This is a genomic window from Citricoccus zhacaiensis, from assembly GCF_014645315.1.
Lineage (GTDB): Bacteria > Actinomycetota > Actinomycetes > Actinomycetales > Micrococcaceae > Citricoccus > Citricoccus zhacaiensis.
The window spans coordinates 151,173-167,266 of record NZ_BMLQ01000006.1 but is presented as its reverse complement, the minus strand read 5'-3'; the positions used below and the strand labels follow the sequence as shown (position 1 = coordinate 167,266).

At 70.2% G+C, this 16,094-nt stretch carries 12 protein-coding genes; 6 read left to right on the top strand and 6 right to left on the bottom strand.

Features of this window, described 5'->3' with window-relative positions; all coding sequences use genetic code 11:
* Positions 1–155: 155 nt before the first annotated feature.
* From IEX49_RS11380 to IEX49_RS11370, 3 genes are all read left to right on the top strand, one after another.
* The gene (locus IEX49_RS11380) at positions 156–1,223 is read left to right on the top strand and encodes a PAC2 family protein (protein WP_188806268.1); all 1,068 of its coding nucleotides are present in this window, start codon (positions 156–158) and stop codon (positions 1,221–1,223) included.
* A 95-nt stretch (positions 1,224–1,318) separates the two neighbouring features.
* Positions 1,319–2,575, top strand: coding sequence for a DUF4192 family protein (locus IEX49_RS11375; protein ID WP_188806267.1), 1,257 nt, complete (start codon positions 1,319–1,321; stop codon positions 2,573–2,575).
* Positions 2,576–2,922: 347 nt separating this feature from the next.
* Positions 2,923–4,179, top strand: a complete 1,257-nt coding sequence (locus IEX49_RS11370; RefSeq protein WP_188806266.1) for an RNA polymerase sigma factor — start codon at positions 2,923–2,925, stop codon at positions 4,177–4,179.
* Positions 4,180–4,309: 130 nt separating this feature from the next.
* Here the strand turns inward: IEX49_RS11370 and IEX49_RS11365 are convergent, their stop codons facing one another.
* The gene (locus tag IEX49_RS11365) at positions 4,310–4,537 is read right to left on the bottom strand and encodes a DUF7455 domain-containing protein (RefSeq protein WP_159551305.1); all 228 of its coding nucleotides are present in this window, start codon (positions 4,535–4,537) and stop codon (positions 4,310–4,312) included.
* Positions 4,538–4,920: 383 nt separating this feature from the next.
* On the opposite strand from IEX49_RS11365, the gene IEX49_RS11360 reads away from it, so the two are divergent.
* Together IEX49_RS11360 and IEX49_RS11355 are read left to right on the top strand one after the other, a co-directional pair.
* Complete coding sequence (locus tag IEX49_RS11360) at positions 4,921–7,041, top strand: DNA gyrase/topoisomerase IV subunit B (RefSeq protein ID WP_188806265.1); 2,121 nt, start codon at positions 4,921–4,923, stop codon at positions 7,039–7,041.
* A gap of 1 nt (position 7,042) precedes the next feature.
* Positions 7,043–7,684: a class I SAM-dependent DNA methyltransferase gene (locus tag IEX49_RS11355; protein ID WP_188806264.1), complete on the top strand. Its 642-nt coding sequence runs from the start codon at positions 7,043–7,045 to the stop codon at positions 7,682–7,684.
* 7 nt (positions 7,685–7,691) lie between these two features.
* On the opposite strand, the gene IEX49_RS11350 is transcribed toward IEX49_RS11355, so the two are convergent.
* The 5 genes from IEX49_RS11350 to IEX49_RS11330 all read right to left on the bottom strand — a co-directional run bounded on the left by IEX49_RS11350 (position 7,692) and on the right by IEX49_RS11330 (position 14,273).
* A complete protein-coding gene (locus tag IEX49_RS11350) occupies positions 7,692–8,690 on the bottom strand; it encodes an NAD-dependent epimerase/dehydratase family protein (RefSeq protein WP_188806263.1) in 999 nt (332 codons plus the stop codon).
* A complete protein-coding gene (locus IEX49_RS11345) occupies positions 8,687–11,557 on the bottom strand; it encodes an alpha/beta fold hydrolase (protein WP_308421938.1) in 2,871 nt (956 codons plus the stop codon). The genes IEX49_RS11350 and IEX49_RS11345 overlap by 4 nt, the downstream gene beginning before the upstream one ends.
* Positions 11,554–12,576, bottom strand: a complete 1,023-nt coding sequence (locus tag IEX49_RS11340; RefSeq protein ID WP_188806262.1) for a 3-oxoacyl-ACP synthase III — start codon at positions 12,574–12,576, stop codon at positions 11,554–11,556. The genes IEX49_RS11345 and IEX49_RS11340 overlap by 4 nt, the downstream gene beginning before the upstream one ends.
* Positions 12,577–12,788: 212 nt before the next feature.
* On the bottom strand, positions 12,789–13,775 hold the full coding sequence (locus IEX49_RS11335) for a M56 family metallopeptidase (RefSeq protein ID WP_229672610.1): 987 nt from the start codon (positions 13,773–13,775) through the stop codon (positions 12,789–12,791).
* Between the two features lie 129 nt (positions 13,776–13,904).
* Positions 13,905–14,273: a BlaI/MecI/CopY family transcriptional regulator gene (locus IEX49_RS11330; RefSeq protein ID WP_188806260.1), complete on the bottom strand. Its 369-nt coding sequence runs from the start codon at positions 14,271–14,273 to the stop codon at positions 13,905–13,907.
* 172 nt (positions 14,274–14,445) lie between these two features.
* On the opposite strand from IEX49_RS11330, the gene IEX49_RS11325 reads away from it, so the two are divergent.
* Positions 14,446–16,041: a cytochrome ubiquinol oxidase subunit I gene (locus IEX49_RS11325; RefSeq protein WP_188806259.1), complete on the top strand. Its 1,596-nt coding sequence runs from the start codon at positions 14,446–14,448 to the stop codon at positions 16,039–16,041.
* Positions 16,042–16,094 lie beyond the last annotated feature (53 nt).

Here is a 16,094-nt window from a genome sequence, read left to right as displayed (position 1 = left end):
AATGAGCATGAACGGTTGTTCCGGATCTGCCTCGATCCTAGCCACGGAATACGCGCAGGCCACAGTACGTTGGTATCAGCAACAGGGACCGGAGCCGCTGGCCGGCCCGACCCAGATGTACTGCCCCTTGACCCGAGGCACCGGAAGGACGCACCATGCAGGACCCCACCACGCTGTTTTCGCTCGAGCCGGCCGGCCGCGACCTGTTGGCCGGCGGCTTCGACGGTGCCACCGCCCTGCGCGGCCTGGGCATGCTGGCCGTCTTCGGCGGGCACATGGATGCCGGTCATCTCTCCGATCAGGTGCGGGACACCGTCTTCGACTCGTTGGACCACAAGCTGCTGGCCAGCTTCGACGCGGACCAGCTGATCGACTACCGCTCACGCCGGCCGCAGATCACCTTCGACGGCGAGCGCTTCCGTGATTACCAGAGTCCTCGGCTGCAGCTGCACCTGGTCTCCGACGCCCTAGGCCGGCCCTTCCTGTTGCTGTCCGGCCCCGAACCGGACTACCAGTGGGAGCGTTTCGTCTCCTCGGTGCTGTTCCTGGTGGAGAAGCTGGACGTCAAGCTCGTCGCCCTGATCGACGCCGTGCCGATGCCTGTGCCGCACACCCGGCCCCTCGGCGTGACGGCCCACGGGAACCGCGACGAGTTGGTGGCAGGCCTGTCCACCTGGAGCCCTCAGGCGCGCATGGTGTCCGGCGTCGGTCAACTGCTGGAGTTGCGGCTGGACGAGAACAATCGCGGAACCACCGGGTACACCCTCCACGTCCCGCACTACCTCAACGATGCCGCCTACCCCCAGGCCGCCGTCGCCGCGCTGGAGTACGTCGGGGCCGCACTGGGCCTCATGCTCCCCACCGAGGAGTTGCGCGAACGGGGCCGCGAGGTGGACCGGGAGCTCGACCGCCAGACCGGCTCCTCCCGTGAGGTCACCGCCATGGTGGAGGGGCTGGAGAAGAACTTCGATCAGAACTCGCCGGGGGCCGGCCGCTCCCTGTTGGTGGGCCCGGACGAGCAGGTCCCCGATGCCGAGGAGCTGGGCGCGGCCGTCGAGGAATACCTGCAGAGTCAGCCGCGCCATGCGCTGGACGCCGGCGGGGGCGTGCGGGCCGAGGACGGGGCCGCTGAGATGGACCCCGAGGGTCCCCAGAACCCTGCAGGTTCAGAAGACCCCGAGGTCGGTCCGACGGAGGAGCCGGACAGCCGCCCCCAGGACTAGACCCCTACTCCACACCTGGCAGAGACCGCCCACAGCCCCACAGTCGGGGGTGTGGGCGGTTCCGTGTCCGGCAGGGAGACGGAAGCGTGGGGGCCATGCACACAGACCTCCCCGACGACCGTGTCCGTCCCGGCTCGACCGCCTCGATCCCCGTCCCGGTCAAGGCCGCCGGAGTGGCCGATCTGATCAGCTACATTCAGCACACCATGGGCTTTCCGCCACGCAACAGCCTGGCGGCCATCAGCATGACCGGCCGGAACCTGGGTGCCGTCCTGCGTTGCGACTGGGACCCCGGCACGGTAAGGACCTGGACGGACCACTCCGCCTATGCCCGGCAGTTCGCCGGACATCTGGCCCAGGACCAGCGGGCAGACGGCTGCGTGGCCGTGCTCTTCCGCGATGACGACGACCGGGATGATGATGACCCGCAGGGCGGGGAGGATCCGACCAGCGAGTCGGACCGCCTGCTGGCGGCCGCCTTGGAACGCGAACTCAGTGAGGCGGGCCTGCCCCTGATGGAACTCTGGCTGGTGGCCAAGGGACGCCTGTGGCACGTGGACTGTCCCGCGCCGGGATCGTGCTCCGGTCATGGTTCACCGGCGTCCTGGGCCGAGACCAGCGTCGTCAACACCTCCCTGATCGTGGAGGGGTCCGTGGTGGAGGAGGAACCGCTGGGCAGTGGGCTGCCTCCCGCCTCGGAGGCCTGTTCCGCAGAGCTCGCCTGGGCGCTGCGGAACATCCGGGAGATCGGCCACGGGACCAGCGCCGAGGATGAGGCAGAGGACCTCGAGGAGCTCGTGTACTGGCTCGAGGCCTGGGAGCGGGTCCTGGGGGGTGAGGGACTCCCGGAGCAGCCGACCGAGAGGGCCGTCCTCGTAGCCGGTCTGCTCCTGGTCGAGTGGCGAGACTGCCTCCTCGCGGCCGCGAGCTTCACCCTGGAACGCGCCCTGTCCGGTGCCGCCTGGATCGGCACCCTGCCGGTCGAGGCGTCGTTGGCCTTCGAGGCCGAACCCCGCGAGGTCAACGGAGTGCTCTATTCCTCCGTCATCCTCGCCGCCAGCCGCCGTGCGCCAGACTGGGAGCGCATCGCCCACCTGAAGAACGCCTGCACGAAGCTGCTGCCGGCGGCCACCGGGCCGGTGGCGTCGGCCCTGCGGTGCCTGGCGGCCTGGGTCGAATGGGCGCGGGGCCGTGGTTCTGCCGCCGGCAGGATCCTGCTCGAGTGCCGGCACGAGGACCCGGACTACCCGCTGGGGCAGTTGCTGGGGGAGATCGTGGACCGGGGGATGCTGTCCGGCTGGGCCGCCCGGCGCGAGACCGCCTGGTCCGCCACGGCCCGCAGGACCGGCTGACACCCCGTAGTCGCGGCGGATCGAGCGAATTGGGGCGGCGCGCGGGTGTCCCTGATGCACCGGCCCGGTGTTTGCCGTGGCATAATCGGCGGGGCCGACCCCGGCTCACGTTGACATCCCGCCGCCTGCCCAATCTCCGACAACACCTCGGGGTGCAGGAAATTCGGTGAGGACGGGAACAAAAGTGCCAGGGGGGTCGTTGACCACATGAAGACCCTGCGTCCGCGGGTCCGGAAGAGCGGGATCGTCATCCCGTGGCCTCCGGGTGCATTTCCAGCGGATTTGACAGGGTCATAGTGGTGTTGACCGTTAGGGGCCCTTCGGGATGCCCGTACGAAAGGTATTGAGTGACTACTTCTTCCAAGAAGACCGAGACGCAGGGCAGCACGGCCGTCGAGGACGCCGTTGCGGAGGACCAGGGGGCGGCCAAGGGTACCGCTCGGACGTCCGCCCCGAAGTCGAGTGCCACGAAGACCACGGCGACCAAGGCCGCCGCGAAGTCCGGACGGGCCAAGGATACGGCCGCGAAGCCCTCCGAGGAGGCCGTGGACGCCCCCGACTCCGAGGCTGAGACCGATGAGGCCACGGACGCCCCGGCGGCCGAGGCTGAGGCCGAGGAGACGAGGACCCGCGGTGGATTCGTCGTCTCCGACGCGGAGGACGATGCCCCGGTCCAGCAGGTCGTGTCCGCCGGTGCCACGGCCGACCCGGTCAAGGACTACCTCAAGCAGATCGGCAAGGTCGCCCTGCTCAACGCGGAACAGGAAGTCGATCTGGCCCTGCGTATCGAGGCCGGCCTGTACGCCGAGCACAAGATGAAGGATGAGCCCCCCACGGAGGCTCGACTGCGGCGGGACATGGAATTGGTCATCGCCGACGGCCGTCGTGCGAAGAACCACCTGCTCGAGGCCAACCTGCGCCTGGTCGTCTCCCTGGCGAAGCGCTACACCGGACGTGGCATGCTGTTCCTGGACCTCATCCAGGAGGGCAACCTCGGGCTGATCCGCGCCGTGGAGAAGTTCGACTACACCAAGGGCTTCAAGTTCTCCACGTATGCCACGTGGTGGATCCGCCAGGCCATCACCCGCGCCATGGCGGACCAGGCCCGCACCATTCGCATCCCGGTCCACATGGTCGAGGTCATCAACAAGCTTGCCCGCGTGCAGCGTCAGATGCTGCAGGACCTGGGCCGGGAACCCACCCCGGAGGAACTGGCCAAGGAACTGGACATGACCCCGGAGAAGGTCGTCGAGGTCCAGAAGTACGGCCGCGAGCCCATCTCTCTGCATACCCCCCTGGGTGAGGACGGCGACTCGGAGTTCGGCGACCTGATCGAGGACTCCGAGGCCGTGGTGCCGGCCGATGCTGTGAGCTTCACGCTCCTGCAGGAGCAGCTGCACTCGGTCCTGGACACGCTCGCCGAGCGCGAAGCGGGTGTGGTGGCCATGCGCTACGGCCTGACGGACGGTCAGCCGAAGACGCTGGACGAGATCGGCAAGGTCTACGGGGTCACCCGCGAGCGCATCCGCCAGATAGAGTCCAAGACCATGTCGAAGCTGCGCCACCCCTCGCGCTCCCAGGTGCTGCGCGACTACCTGGACTGAGCCTGATCGTCCCCAGCCGGCCGCGCCGAACCAGACGGTGAGGCGCCCCGGCCGAAGGGACATCCACCGCAGCACCAAGGCCCGGCACCATCAGGTGCCGGGCCTTGGTCGATCGTGGGCGCCGTCCGTCTCAGTCGGCGTCGACGGGCTGCTTCTCGTGCAGCTTGTTCGTCTCGTCCTGCCACAGAGTGGTCTGCGGGCGGAGGGTCTCTTCCACTGCGCGGGCGTGGTGGCCGCAGAACAGCAGTTCGCCTCCACTGTGCAGGACAGCTCGGACGTAGGCCTGGGCCCCGCAACGGTCGCAACGGTCGGCACCGGTCAGGACCGGCGGTTCAATCGTCGTGGCGGTGGTGGTCATGTTGGCCTCCTCATGTGGTGCCCCTGTTCCCCTGGGACCGGTCCGCTGGGACCGGGGGGATCGGTACTTGAAGGGTACTGCGTACACCTACGGAACCATCATCCTCGCACTTTTGTCCGTAGGCGCGAGCGAGGAGGGCCGGTTTTCGCTGATTGCGTACCCGGGGGTGCTCCCCCTGCCCCCTGTCCCCGGCTCCGCACGTGACCGGCACCCCGTGCGCCCGGCGTGACCCGCCACGGCTCGAGGTCAGCCGATGTGGCGTGGTCCCCGCCGGGTTCCCGCCGAACGACGCCACGTGCCGATAACCTGAAGGACGATCATCAACCACCTCGTGAACCGGCGAGGGGACGCAGCAACAGTCATCAGGGAAGTAAGGGAAACGCATGTCCCGCAGCAGTGAGTACAACGCCCGGCACCTCTCCGTGCTGGAGGGCCTGGAGGCCGTCCGCAAGAGGCCCGGCATGTACATCGGCTCCACGGACTCCCGCGGCCTGATGCACTGCCTCTGGGAGATCATCGACAACTCCGTGGACGAGGCGCTCGGCGGCTACGGCCAGTCCATCGCCGTCACCCTGCACGCCGGTGGCGCCGTGGAGGTGGAGGACAACGGCCGCGGCATCCCGGTGGACATCGAGCCGAGGACGGGCCTGTCCGGCGTCGAGGTGGTCTTCACCAAACTGCACGCCGGTGGCAAGTTCGGCGGTGGCTCCTATGGGGCCTCGGGTGGGCTGCACGGGGTGGGTGCCTCCGTGGTCAACGCCCTCTCCTCCCGTCTGGACGTCCAGGTGTTCCGCGGCGGCAAGATCCACCAGCTGTCCTTCCACCGCGGCGAACCCGGTCAGTTCACGGACACGGGGTCCACCGCCCGGCCGGACGCTCCCTTCACGCCCTCGGCCGACCACTCGCCGATGGAGATCGTCGGCAAGGCCAAGCGCGGGCAGACCGGCACCCGGGTGCGGTACTGGGCGGACGAGCAGATCTTCACCCCTGACGCGAAGTTCTCCTACGAGGACCTGCAACAGCGGGCCCGGCAGACCGCCTACCTCATCCCCGGACTCAAGATCACCCTGCGGGACGAACGCCGGCTGCCGGACACCCCCGGCGAGATGGGCCCCCATGAGGAGGTCTTCCACTACGACGGCGGCATCTCCGAGTTCGTGGACCATCTCTCCTCCGTCAGTCCCATCACCGATGTGTGGCGGCTCCAGGGCTCCGGCACGTTCTCCGAGCGCGTTCCTGTCCTGGGTGAGGACGGCCGCTCGGCCATGCAGGACGTGGAGCGTCAGTGCGAGGTGGACATCGCCCTGCGCTGGGACGTCGGGTACGACACCCACCTGCGCTCGTTCGTCAACATCATCTCCACCCCCAAGGGCGGCACCCACCAGTCCGGCTTCGAGCAGGCGCTGCTGAAGACGGTCCGCAAGGTCGTGGAGGCCAATGCCCGCAAGCTCAAAGCCGGCAACGACAAGCTGGAGAAGGACGACGTCCTGGCCGGGATGACGGCGGTTCTGACGGTCCGTCTGGCCGAACCACAGTTCGAGGGGCAGACCAAGGCGGTCCTCGGCACCCCGGCCGTGCGCCAGATCGTGGCCAAGGTGGTCGAGCAGCAGCTCGGCGCCATCCTGAAGTCGACCAAGAAACACGAGAAGAACCAGGTCTCGGTGCTGCTGGAGAAGGTCGTCTCGGAGATGAAGTCCCGCATCTCCGCACGGACGCACAAGGAGAACCAGCGGCGCAAGAACGCCCTCGAGACCTCCACCATGCCGGCCAAGCTGGCGGATTGCCGGACCACGGATGTGGCGTCCTCGGAGCTGTTCATCGTGGAGGGTGACTCCGCACTCGGCACGGCCAAGCTGGCCCGCTCCTCGGACTTCCAAGCCCTGTTCCCGATCCGCGGCAAGATCCTCAACGTGCAGAAGGCCTCCGTGGGGGACATGCTCTCGAACGCCGAGTGTGCCGCCCTGATCCAGGTGGTCGGCGGTGGTGCCGGCCGCAGCTTCGACCTGTCCTCCGCGCGGTACGGCAAGGTCATCCTGATGACCGATGCGGACGTGGACGGCGCTCATATCCGCACCCTGCTGCTCACCCTGTTCTTCCGCTATATGCGCCCCATGGTCGAACAGGGACGCGTGTTCGCCGCCGTGCCGCCCCTGCACCGGGTGGAGGTCATCCACTCCGGCAGCAAGGCCAACGAGGTGGTCTACACCTACTCGGAGAACGAGCTGCACGCTCTGTTGGCGCGTCTGCAGAAGGACGGCAAGAACTACAAGGAACCGATCCAGCGGTACAAGGGCCTGGGGGAGATGGACGCGGACCAGCTGGCGGACACCACCATGGACCCACGCGTGCGGATGCTCCGCCGGGTGACCATCCCCGAGGCGGAGGAGGCCCTGCAGCGGGCAGAGCACGTCTTCGACCTGTTGATGGGCTCCAATGTGGCACCGCGCAAGGACTTCATCGTCTCCGGCGCCAACGAACTCGACCTCGACCGTATCGACACCTGACGTGACGTCCGAGCCCTGGCCCGGCCAGCCCGGCTACGACGCCCTGGCGGAACTGTACGACCGTACCTTCCCGGGCCCCTGGCAGCGGCCACTGGACCGGCACTCCGTGGACGCCTTCGCCGACGCGCTGCCCCGGGGCGGGACCATCCTGGACCTGGGCTGCGGCACCGGCCATGTAACCGTGGAACTGGCCTTCCGTGGCTTCACCACGATCGGCGTGGACCCCTCGGCCCGGATGCTGGAGATCGCGCGCAAGCGCTATCCGCGGCGCACCTGGATCGCCGGTGACGCCCGCTTTCCCGCCGCCGATCCGGCGGTGCGCGCTGCCGGCCCCGTCAGCGGGATCCTGGCCCGATTCAGCCTGATCCACGTCCCACCCGAAGAGGTTCCGGCGGTCCTGCAGACCTGGGCGGAGCACACGGAGCCCGGCTGCCAGGTGCTCCTGGTGTTCCAGGGACTGTTGGAGTCCGGGCAGGACGTGGAGGAGTTCCCGCACGCGGTGGCCCGGGCCTGGCGATGGAACCCGTCGTCGTTGGCCCAGGTCCTGGACGAGGCCGGCTTCGCCGAGACGTGGCGGGTCATCGTCTGCCCTGACGAGGACCACGAGTATCCCGAGTGCCATCTCAGCGCCGTGCGGCGCTAGTGAGAGGTCACCGTCGTCGGTAGTGCGCGGCCAGCAGCTCCAGTCCGCGGTCGATGGACACAGCCGGCACCCAGTCCAGCTTCGCCCGGGTGCGCCGCTGGTCGAACCAGTGCGCCGTGGAGAGCTGTTCGGCCAGGAACCGTGTCAGCGGGGGCTCGTCCCCGTCCCGGCCGAGATCTCCCGCCTCCCAGATCCGCTCGATGACGGCACCGGCGCCCCGGGCGAGACCGCCGGGGATCCGCAGTCGGGGCTCGGGGGCGCCACCGGCGGTGGCCAGCCCCCTGATGAGCTCGCCCACCGGGCGGGGTTCCCCGTTGGTGACCACGAGCGCCTCCCCGTGGACCCGGTCCACGGCGGTGACGGCAGCCACCACGGCGTCCACGGCGTTGTCCGAGTACAGGGTGTCGATCAGGGCGGCGGCCGGCCCGAGCAGCGGCATCCTGCCGGCCCGGGCACGGTCGATGATGCGCTCGGTCAGCTGCGTGTCACCGGGTCCCCACATCAGGTGCGGGCGCAGGGCGAGCACGCGCAGCTCCGCGCTGTCCGCGGTCAGGGCCAGCAGCTCCCCGGCGGCTTTGGTGCGGGCGTAGTGGCCGCGGGCGCGGCCAGGGTCCGCCGGCCCGGCACCCTCGCCGACGATCGACGTCCCGGCATGGGCCACGGAGGGCGAGGAGATGTGGATGAACCGTTCGGCACCCGCGCGGCGGGCGGCCTCCAGGACGGTCCCCGTGCCCCCGATGTTGACCTGCTCGAACTCCTGGGCCGGTCCGGAGACGGAGACCTTGGCCGCCACATGGACCACCGTGTCCCGGCCGGCCATGGCCTGCTCGACGGCCGCGGCGTCGGTGACGGTGCCGAGGACGTCACGGGCGCCGGCCACCCCGGAGGGACGGCGCTGCAGGGTCACGACGTCGGCCCCGGACTCCACGAGGCGGCGCGCCACCCCGGAGCCCAGGAGCCCGGAGGCGCCGGTGACGAGGACGCGGAGAGGCGGTGCGGCACTCACGGGGTGCCCACCTTCCCGCCGGACAGGACCCGCTCGGCCCACTGGGCGATCCGGCTGCGGTCGATCTTCGAGTTGTGGCGGATGTCCACGGGAACCCGGTCCGTCACGAGCACCGCCGCCACGGATACCGGTGCTGCGGCAGCCCGCACGGCCGCCGTCAGCTCGGCGGAGGCCAGCCCGGGGCGGGGCGGCCGGGCACGGTCCGTCGTGGCGACCTCGACGACGGCGACGACAGCCTGGGTGCCCCGCGGGCCAATGCCGACGACGGCCGACCGGGACACGCTGTCGACGGCGTCGATGCGCGCCTCGGGGCCACCGGGCGCCACGGGTCCGGCGGCCGTGATGGCCACATGCTGCAGGCGGCCCTCGATCCAGAGCCGGCCGGCGGCGTCCAGGTGACCCACGTCCTGGGTGCGGTGCCAGTCCAGTCCGTCCTTGGCATCCCGCCTGCTCAGGGAGTCGGTCAGCCACAGCCGGTCGTACCCCGCCTTCTGGTGAGGTGCGGAGATGACGACCTCGCCCAGGACTCCGGCTGCGTCGAGGCCCTCGAGCAGGTTCCCGGTCGGGTTGCCGTCGGCCTGGAGCGGGTCGATGGCGATGCGCACGGGGCCCACGGGGTGGCCCACGCACACGCCGTCGTCCGGGCTGGTCCCCTCTGCGGTGGGGGCGCCCGACCGGGACGAGAGCTCGATGATCGCCTCCCGGTCGATGTCCGCCAGCAACAGGGCCTCGGTCATGCCGTAGGGCGAGTGGAACTCGGCCCGGGGGAAGAGTCCTGCCACCTGCGCCATCAGCTTGGGGTGGACCGGGGCTCCGGCGGACAGCACCAGGTCGATGCGGCCGAGCGCGGCGTGGTCCTCCGGTCCGAGCTGACCGGCGGTCGCGACGACGTTGCGCAACGCCGCGGGCGAGGCGAAGAGGATGGTGGCGTGGCCGGCGCGGGCGGCCTCGGCGACGGCCTGTGCCGTCAGGGTGGCGGGTTGGGTCACGGACATGTCCGGGGTGACCGAGGTGGCGCCGATGGCCGGCCCCAGCAGGGCGAAGGGGGCGAACCCGGCCAGCAGGGAGGAGCCGGGGCGGACGTGGAAGACATCCCGCAGCAGCCCGGCCAGCGCCGCGAGCCTGCCATGGGTGTAGAGGACGCCCTTGGCCGGCCCCGTGGAGCCGGAGGTGTAGAGGATGGCGGCCGGATCGGTGGGGGCCGGCACGTGGACGGTGCCGTCCGCGTGCCGAGGGCCCGCGAACCGGGTCCCCTCGTGGTCCCGGGCCATCCGGTAGAGGCTGTCCTCCACGCCGAGGGCCCGCGCCAGGGGCGTGGGCAGCGTGGAGACGGAGAGGCGGCGTCCCGGCCAGCGCTGGGACCGGGCCACGGCGAGTCCGGGGACCTTGCCGATGACCCAGTCCGGCCGTGCCGCCCGCACCGCGCGGGTCATGCCGGCCACGCCCAGCCCGGCGTCGGCGACCACCACGACGGCACCGATCTTCAGCGCCGCATACAGGGCCGCGGTGAGGTCCCGTCCGGGGGTGACCATCATGGAGATCCGGTCGCCCGGGCGGACCCCGCGGGCAACCAGGCCGGTGGCGATGGCGTCCACGACGCAGGACAGGCGGTTCCAGCTCAGCGGTGTCTGGTCGTCCCCGGCCATGTCCACGAGTGCCGGGGCGGAGCTGTCGCGCCAGTCGTCCAGGTAGGACCACAGCGGCCGGCCGGTGGTCTCGTTCCAGCCGCTCCCCACGGTGCCGGAGCCGACGTCGGACGCCGCGTCACCCGGGGTGGTGAGGACGGCGCCCTCGGGGTTCCGGGTGCGGGCAGTGCCGTCGAGCACCTGCCCGGCCCACCGCAGGATCGGGGTGGCGATGTCCACGTCCTCGGCCAACAGGTGTCCGGCCGTCTCAAACCGGTGCAGGTCGGCCTGGGGGAGCCGCTGCAGCAGATCCGCCTGGTACCGGTCCAGGAACACCGGGTCCTTCGGGCCCCACAGCAGCAGGGCGGGCCGGGCGAAGTCGGCCACGGAGGCGGCCACCCGGCGCAATTCCGGATGGGAGGCGTGCTGCGGTCCCACGGGGATATCCGCCACGAACCCGCCGATCCCGCCGCGGCGCTCGGGAGAGGCATAGGGGGCGTGATAGGCGGCCTTGAGGTCGCTGTCCAGGCCGGGGTGGCCGAGTGCCGTCGTCACCCGCAGGAAGGCATCGGTCAGGACCGTGGAGCCGGCCAGCAGGGGACCGGCGAGGGCCGCCTGCAGGGGGGCCGGGATCGGCTCGGACTCGTCATGGTGGACGGCGGTGTTCAGGGTCATCGCGGCGGCCACCAGCTCCTGGTGGCGGCCGGCCCAGCCGAGGGAGACGACGCCGCCCCAGTCGTGGCCCAGGGTCAGCAGCGGGTGGCCGGCGCGGGCCTGGACATCGAGTCCGAGGGCGGTGACGAGGGCGTCGAGGTCGGCGAGGCGACCGCCCAGGGTGCGGTAGCCGGCGTCGTTGGCGGACACCGGATCCGGAGCGCCGGCCGCAGCTGCGGGACGGGGGAGGGCCCCGTGCGGCAGGCGCTCGGAGAAGCCCATGTCCAGCTGGTCCGGGGCGACCACGCGCCAGACAGGGCCCTTGCCCTGCAGGGCGGCGCGGACGGTCGCCGCGGCCAGGGAACGCCACAGGTAGGACCAGGTCGGGTTGCCGTGTACGGCCAGGATGGTGCCGTCCGGCTCCACGCCGGCCTGCGCCAGGACATCTCCGGTGTCCAGCACGTGCAGGGTCCGCTGGCCGTCGACGGTGGCGATCGGCACGAGGCGGCTCCAGGCCGGGTCCCAGCCGGGAAGGGGGACGGAGGAGGAAACGGCCGGCAGGGTGGCTGGGGCGGCGGGGATCCTCACCAGGCGATCTCCAGCATGGCGGTGTTGAGCCCGGAACCGACGCCCATGCAGAGCACCTTGTCGCCGGCCGACAGCTGGTCCACCTCCCGGGCCAGGGTGATCGGCAGGGACGCCGGTCCGACGTTGCCGAGCTCGGGGAAGGTGACGGGGAACCGGGCCGGGTCCAGGCCGGTCGCCTCGGTGATCGAATCGGTGTGGAGCCGGGAGACCTGGTGGGTGACGTAGCGGTCCATGTCCGACCAGCCCCAGTCCGCGGGCACGTCGTTCCAGGCGTCCATGACGAGCTCGAGCCCGTCCTTGAGCAGGGCGGTGGAATCCGTGAACATGCCCTTGTGGTCGCCCACGCAGAGGTCATGGTGGTCCGTGCCGGCGCGGGTGATGCCGCGGACGATCCGGTGGCCCTCGGGGTGCTGGTCGGTGCGCCCGATGACGGCGGCGGCGGCCCCGGAGCCCAGGGTCAGGGAGGCGAACTGCTCCATGAAGTTGCTGCGGTCCACGCCGTCCTGCTTCAGGTTCTCCAGGGTGGCCTGCTGGACCTTGACGGAGTCCTCGCCGGCCACGACGACGGCGTAGTCGACCTGACCGGAGTCGATCATGGAGGCTGCCAGGGTGATGCCGTTGACGAAGCCCAGGCACGCGTTCGTGATGTCGAAGTTCGTGGCGGAGGTGGGCAGGCCCATCTCGTGGTGGATGCGGACGGCCACGGACGGTTCGAGGGTCTCGCGCGTGACGGAGGTGTTGACCATGAGCCCGATCTGGTCCGGCCGGACGCCGGCCTTGGCCATGGCCTGGCGGCCGGCTTCAGCGGCACCCAACTGGAAGTGACCGGGGTGCTCCCAATTGCGGCGTGCGTTGACGCCCGCGACGCGCGGCAGCAGACCCTTGGGGAGCCGCAGCCCCTTCAGGACATCAGCTAACTCCTCGTCGAGCTGCGCACTGGTCACGGTGACAGGGGCCAGTACTTCCGTCACGGAGAGGAGTGAAGCGTTGGAGTGACGGAATGTCGCGTTGCCTTGCACTATGGGGCCTGGTCCGTTCGTGGGGGTCAAAGGGGTCGGGGGAGGGAGGCGGAGGTGGACGCCATCAAAGCACCAGCCTAGCGAACCCCGGCCGATGGAAAGCCGGGAGTCGGCTGGGAGGCACCTGATTGACGACTCGGAAGCTCAGGCCGGCCGCCAGTGGACAGTGGCGGTGGCCACAGCCGTGGTTGCATCGGCGGCCACGGCAATGGCTACAGCAGCAGCACCAGCGGGAAGACGGCCAGGCACAACGCCGCCACGACGACCAGGAGACGCACGGCCACGGGCAGGGGGGCGGCGGGGGCCAGCAGGCGGTACAGGCGCAGGGTCAGGGGGACGGATCCGTCCCCCTGGACGTTGTCCGCCCTGGATGGCCGCGGGGGCGGTGTCGGTGACGGCGGTGATGTCGGCGACGTCGGTGACCCGGCTTCACCGGTGAGCACGATCGCCCGCACCAGGTCTCGGCGGTCGTGGACGGCCAGCGCGGCGTCGTCCGCCATCATCTCGGTGAGGCCGGCCACGGCCCGTTGGGCCATCGCCGTGGTGGGCAGCCAGGCCACGGCCCGGTGCCAGGCCTCGAAGGCCAGCCGGAGCAGGTCGTGCCGTTGGCGCAGGTGGGCCCGCTCATGGGCCACGACGGCGGCCACCTCCGGTTCGGACAATTGGTCCAGCAGGCCGCGGGACAGGACGGTCAGGGAACCGGTCAGGCCAGGAAGGCAGTAGGCCAACGGGACATCGTGGGGCAGTACCCGCGTGGGGGTTCCGGAGACGCCCTCCGCCAGGCGGCTGCGCTGCGACGGCGGCGCGGCCAGGAGTTCGACCATCTGGCGGTGGCGGCGTCGGTTGGCCACGGTCTTCACGGCGGTGACGGCCAGGGTGAGCACGAGGTGGGCGAAGAGCAGCAGGGCGAGGGTGGCGGCGGCGATGCGGGTGGGCAGCCACGGGTCGTGCTCGAGCAGGGGAATCCAGGAACCCTCCACGAGGGCCCGGACGAAGGCGGGGGCCGCCTCGACCACGGTGTCCCCGAAGGGGGTGAGCCCCCACAGGAGGGGGAAGCCGATCAGGGAGAGGCCGCCGGCGAGGGCGACGGACTGCCAGAGTGCCATGGCGGCGGCGGGAGCCCGGCGGACCCAGCGCGCGCGGCCGAGCAGGACCGGGACCGGCCAGGCCAGCATCACGGCCAGCGCGGCGAGCAGCATGACGGACACGAAGGAAAGTCTAGAGGGCCGGATCTCCCGCTTTCAGTCGACTCGGGGTGGGTGTCATGGCGTCAGACCCACCCCAAGTCGACTCAAAGCCGGGACCGTGAGTCGGGATCGTGGGCCGGATCAGGATTCCAGCAGCCGACGCACGGCCGCGGCCTCATCGGGACCGATGCCGCCGATGAAGCGGGCGAGGACGGCCTCACGGTCCGGCACGGAGCCGAGTACCTCGTTGAGCAGGCCGACGGTGTGGTCCTCACGGGACGAGGCGGCGGCGTAGCGATGGGGCCGGCGCCCGCCGTCGCGGCGGACCAGGCCCTTCTTCTCCAGGCGTGACAGCACGGTCAGCACAGTGGTGACGGCGAGGTCACCGGCCAGGGCGTCACGCACGTCATTGGCCGTATGGGCTCCCGGCTGATCCCACAGCAGGTCCATCACGGACCGTTCCAAATCTCCCAGTGCCACGGGCGCCTCCCTCAAAGCAATGATCTCCATCACAGGTGTCCATCCGGACTCGACTTTATTCTACAGGACGTAGAACTTGGGGCTACCCTGGTTTCTACAAGCTGTAGAAGTCGAGTGCCGGACGCCCCGCCTCGCCCTGATGAGGCGGCGTTCGGCCCGGACCGGTGCGGACCCGACGCCGCACCGAGGGAAGGGTGTACCCATGGATCCCCTGGACATTGCCCGGTGGCAGTTCGGCATCACCACCGTGTATCACTTCCTGATGGTTCCGTTGACCATCGGACTGGGCCTGGTGGTGGCCACCCTGCAGACCATGTGGCACCGCACCGGCCGGGAGCACTACCTGCGGATGACGAAGTTCTGGGGGAAGCTCTTCCTCATCAACTTCATCATGGGCGTGGCCACCGGACTGGTGCAGGAGTTCCAGTTCGGGATGGCCTGGTCCGAGTACTCCCGCTTCGTGGGGGACGTGTTCGGGGCTCCGTTGGCGCTGGAGGCGCTCATGGCGTTCTTCCTGGAGTCGGTGTTCCTCGGGCTCTGGATCTTCGGCTGGCAGCGGCTGCCGAAGCGGGTGCACCTGGCCTCGATCTGGTGCGCCGTCATCGGCACCGTGTTCTCGGCCTACTTCATCCTGGCCGCCAATGCGTGGATGCAGCACCCGGTCGGGGTCGAGATGGTGGACGGCCGCCCCGTGATGAACGACATCTGGGCCGTGCTGACCAACAACACCCTGCTGGTGCACTTCCCGCACACCCTGGCCGGGGCCCTCTCAGTGGCCGGCGGCTTCCTGCTCGGTATCGCGTGGTTCCACCTGTGGAAGCGGCGCCGGGACGGCATCGACACCGTGGCCGCGGACGGGACCGTGGTGGTGGGCACCACCGGCTCCAAGGGCCGGGACGAAACCGACTACCGGGTCTGGTATTCCTCCTTGCGGTGGGGTGCCTGGATCGCGCTCGTGGCCTTCCTGGGCACCGCCTTCAGCGGCCATGCCCAGGCGCAGCTGATGATCCAGCAGCAGCCGCTGAAGATGGCGGCCGCCGAGGCGGCCTGCCATGACGGGACGGCGTTCTCCGTGCTGTCCGTGGCCGACCTGCGCAGTGACGGGGCCACCGACTGCGACGACGTCGTGGGCGTCTTCGAGATCCCCGGACTGCTGTCCTTCCTGGCGCACAACAACTTCACCACCGACGTGGCCGGTGTGAACACCCTCATCCCGCAGTACCAGGAGGACTACGGCACGCATCTGCCGAACGATCCGATGTACGGCGAGCGCGCCGGCCAGGAGATCGATTACCTGCCGGTCATGGAGGTCACCTACTGGGGCTTCCGCATCATGATCACCTTCGGTGGTCTCGCGGCCTTGGCGGCGGCGATCGCGCTCTGGCTGACGCGGAAGGGCACCGTGCCGGCGTCCAAGCCGCTGATGCGGTTGGCCGTGTTCGGGATCCTGGCACCGTTCGGCGCCAACGCGGCCGGGTGGATCTTCACCGAGATGGGACGTCAGCCGTTCGTGGTGGCCCCGAACCCCGATCCGACCGGAATCGACCAGGTCTGGATGTACACGGCCGCGGCCGTGTCCCCGGGGGTCAGCGCGGGCGAGCTGCTGTTCTCGCTCATCCTCCTCACCACCATCTACGCGGTGCTCCTGGTCGTGGAGGTCGTCCTGCTCACCCGCTACGTCAAGGGCGGGGTGCCGGCTGGCATGCCCGAACTCACCCAGGACGAGCACGAAGACGACGCCGGCGGCGCGGGGAAGGGGGGCAGCGTTGACTCCGATGTCCTCGCCTTCGCGTACTGACCGTGCCCCTGCGGTCGCTGCAGTCCGGGAGGCCGCTCTGACCGCCCAGTCTG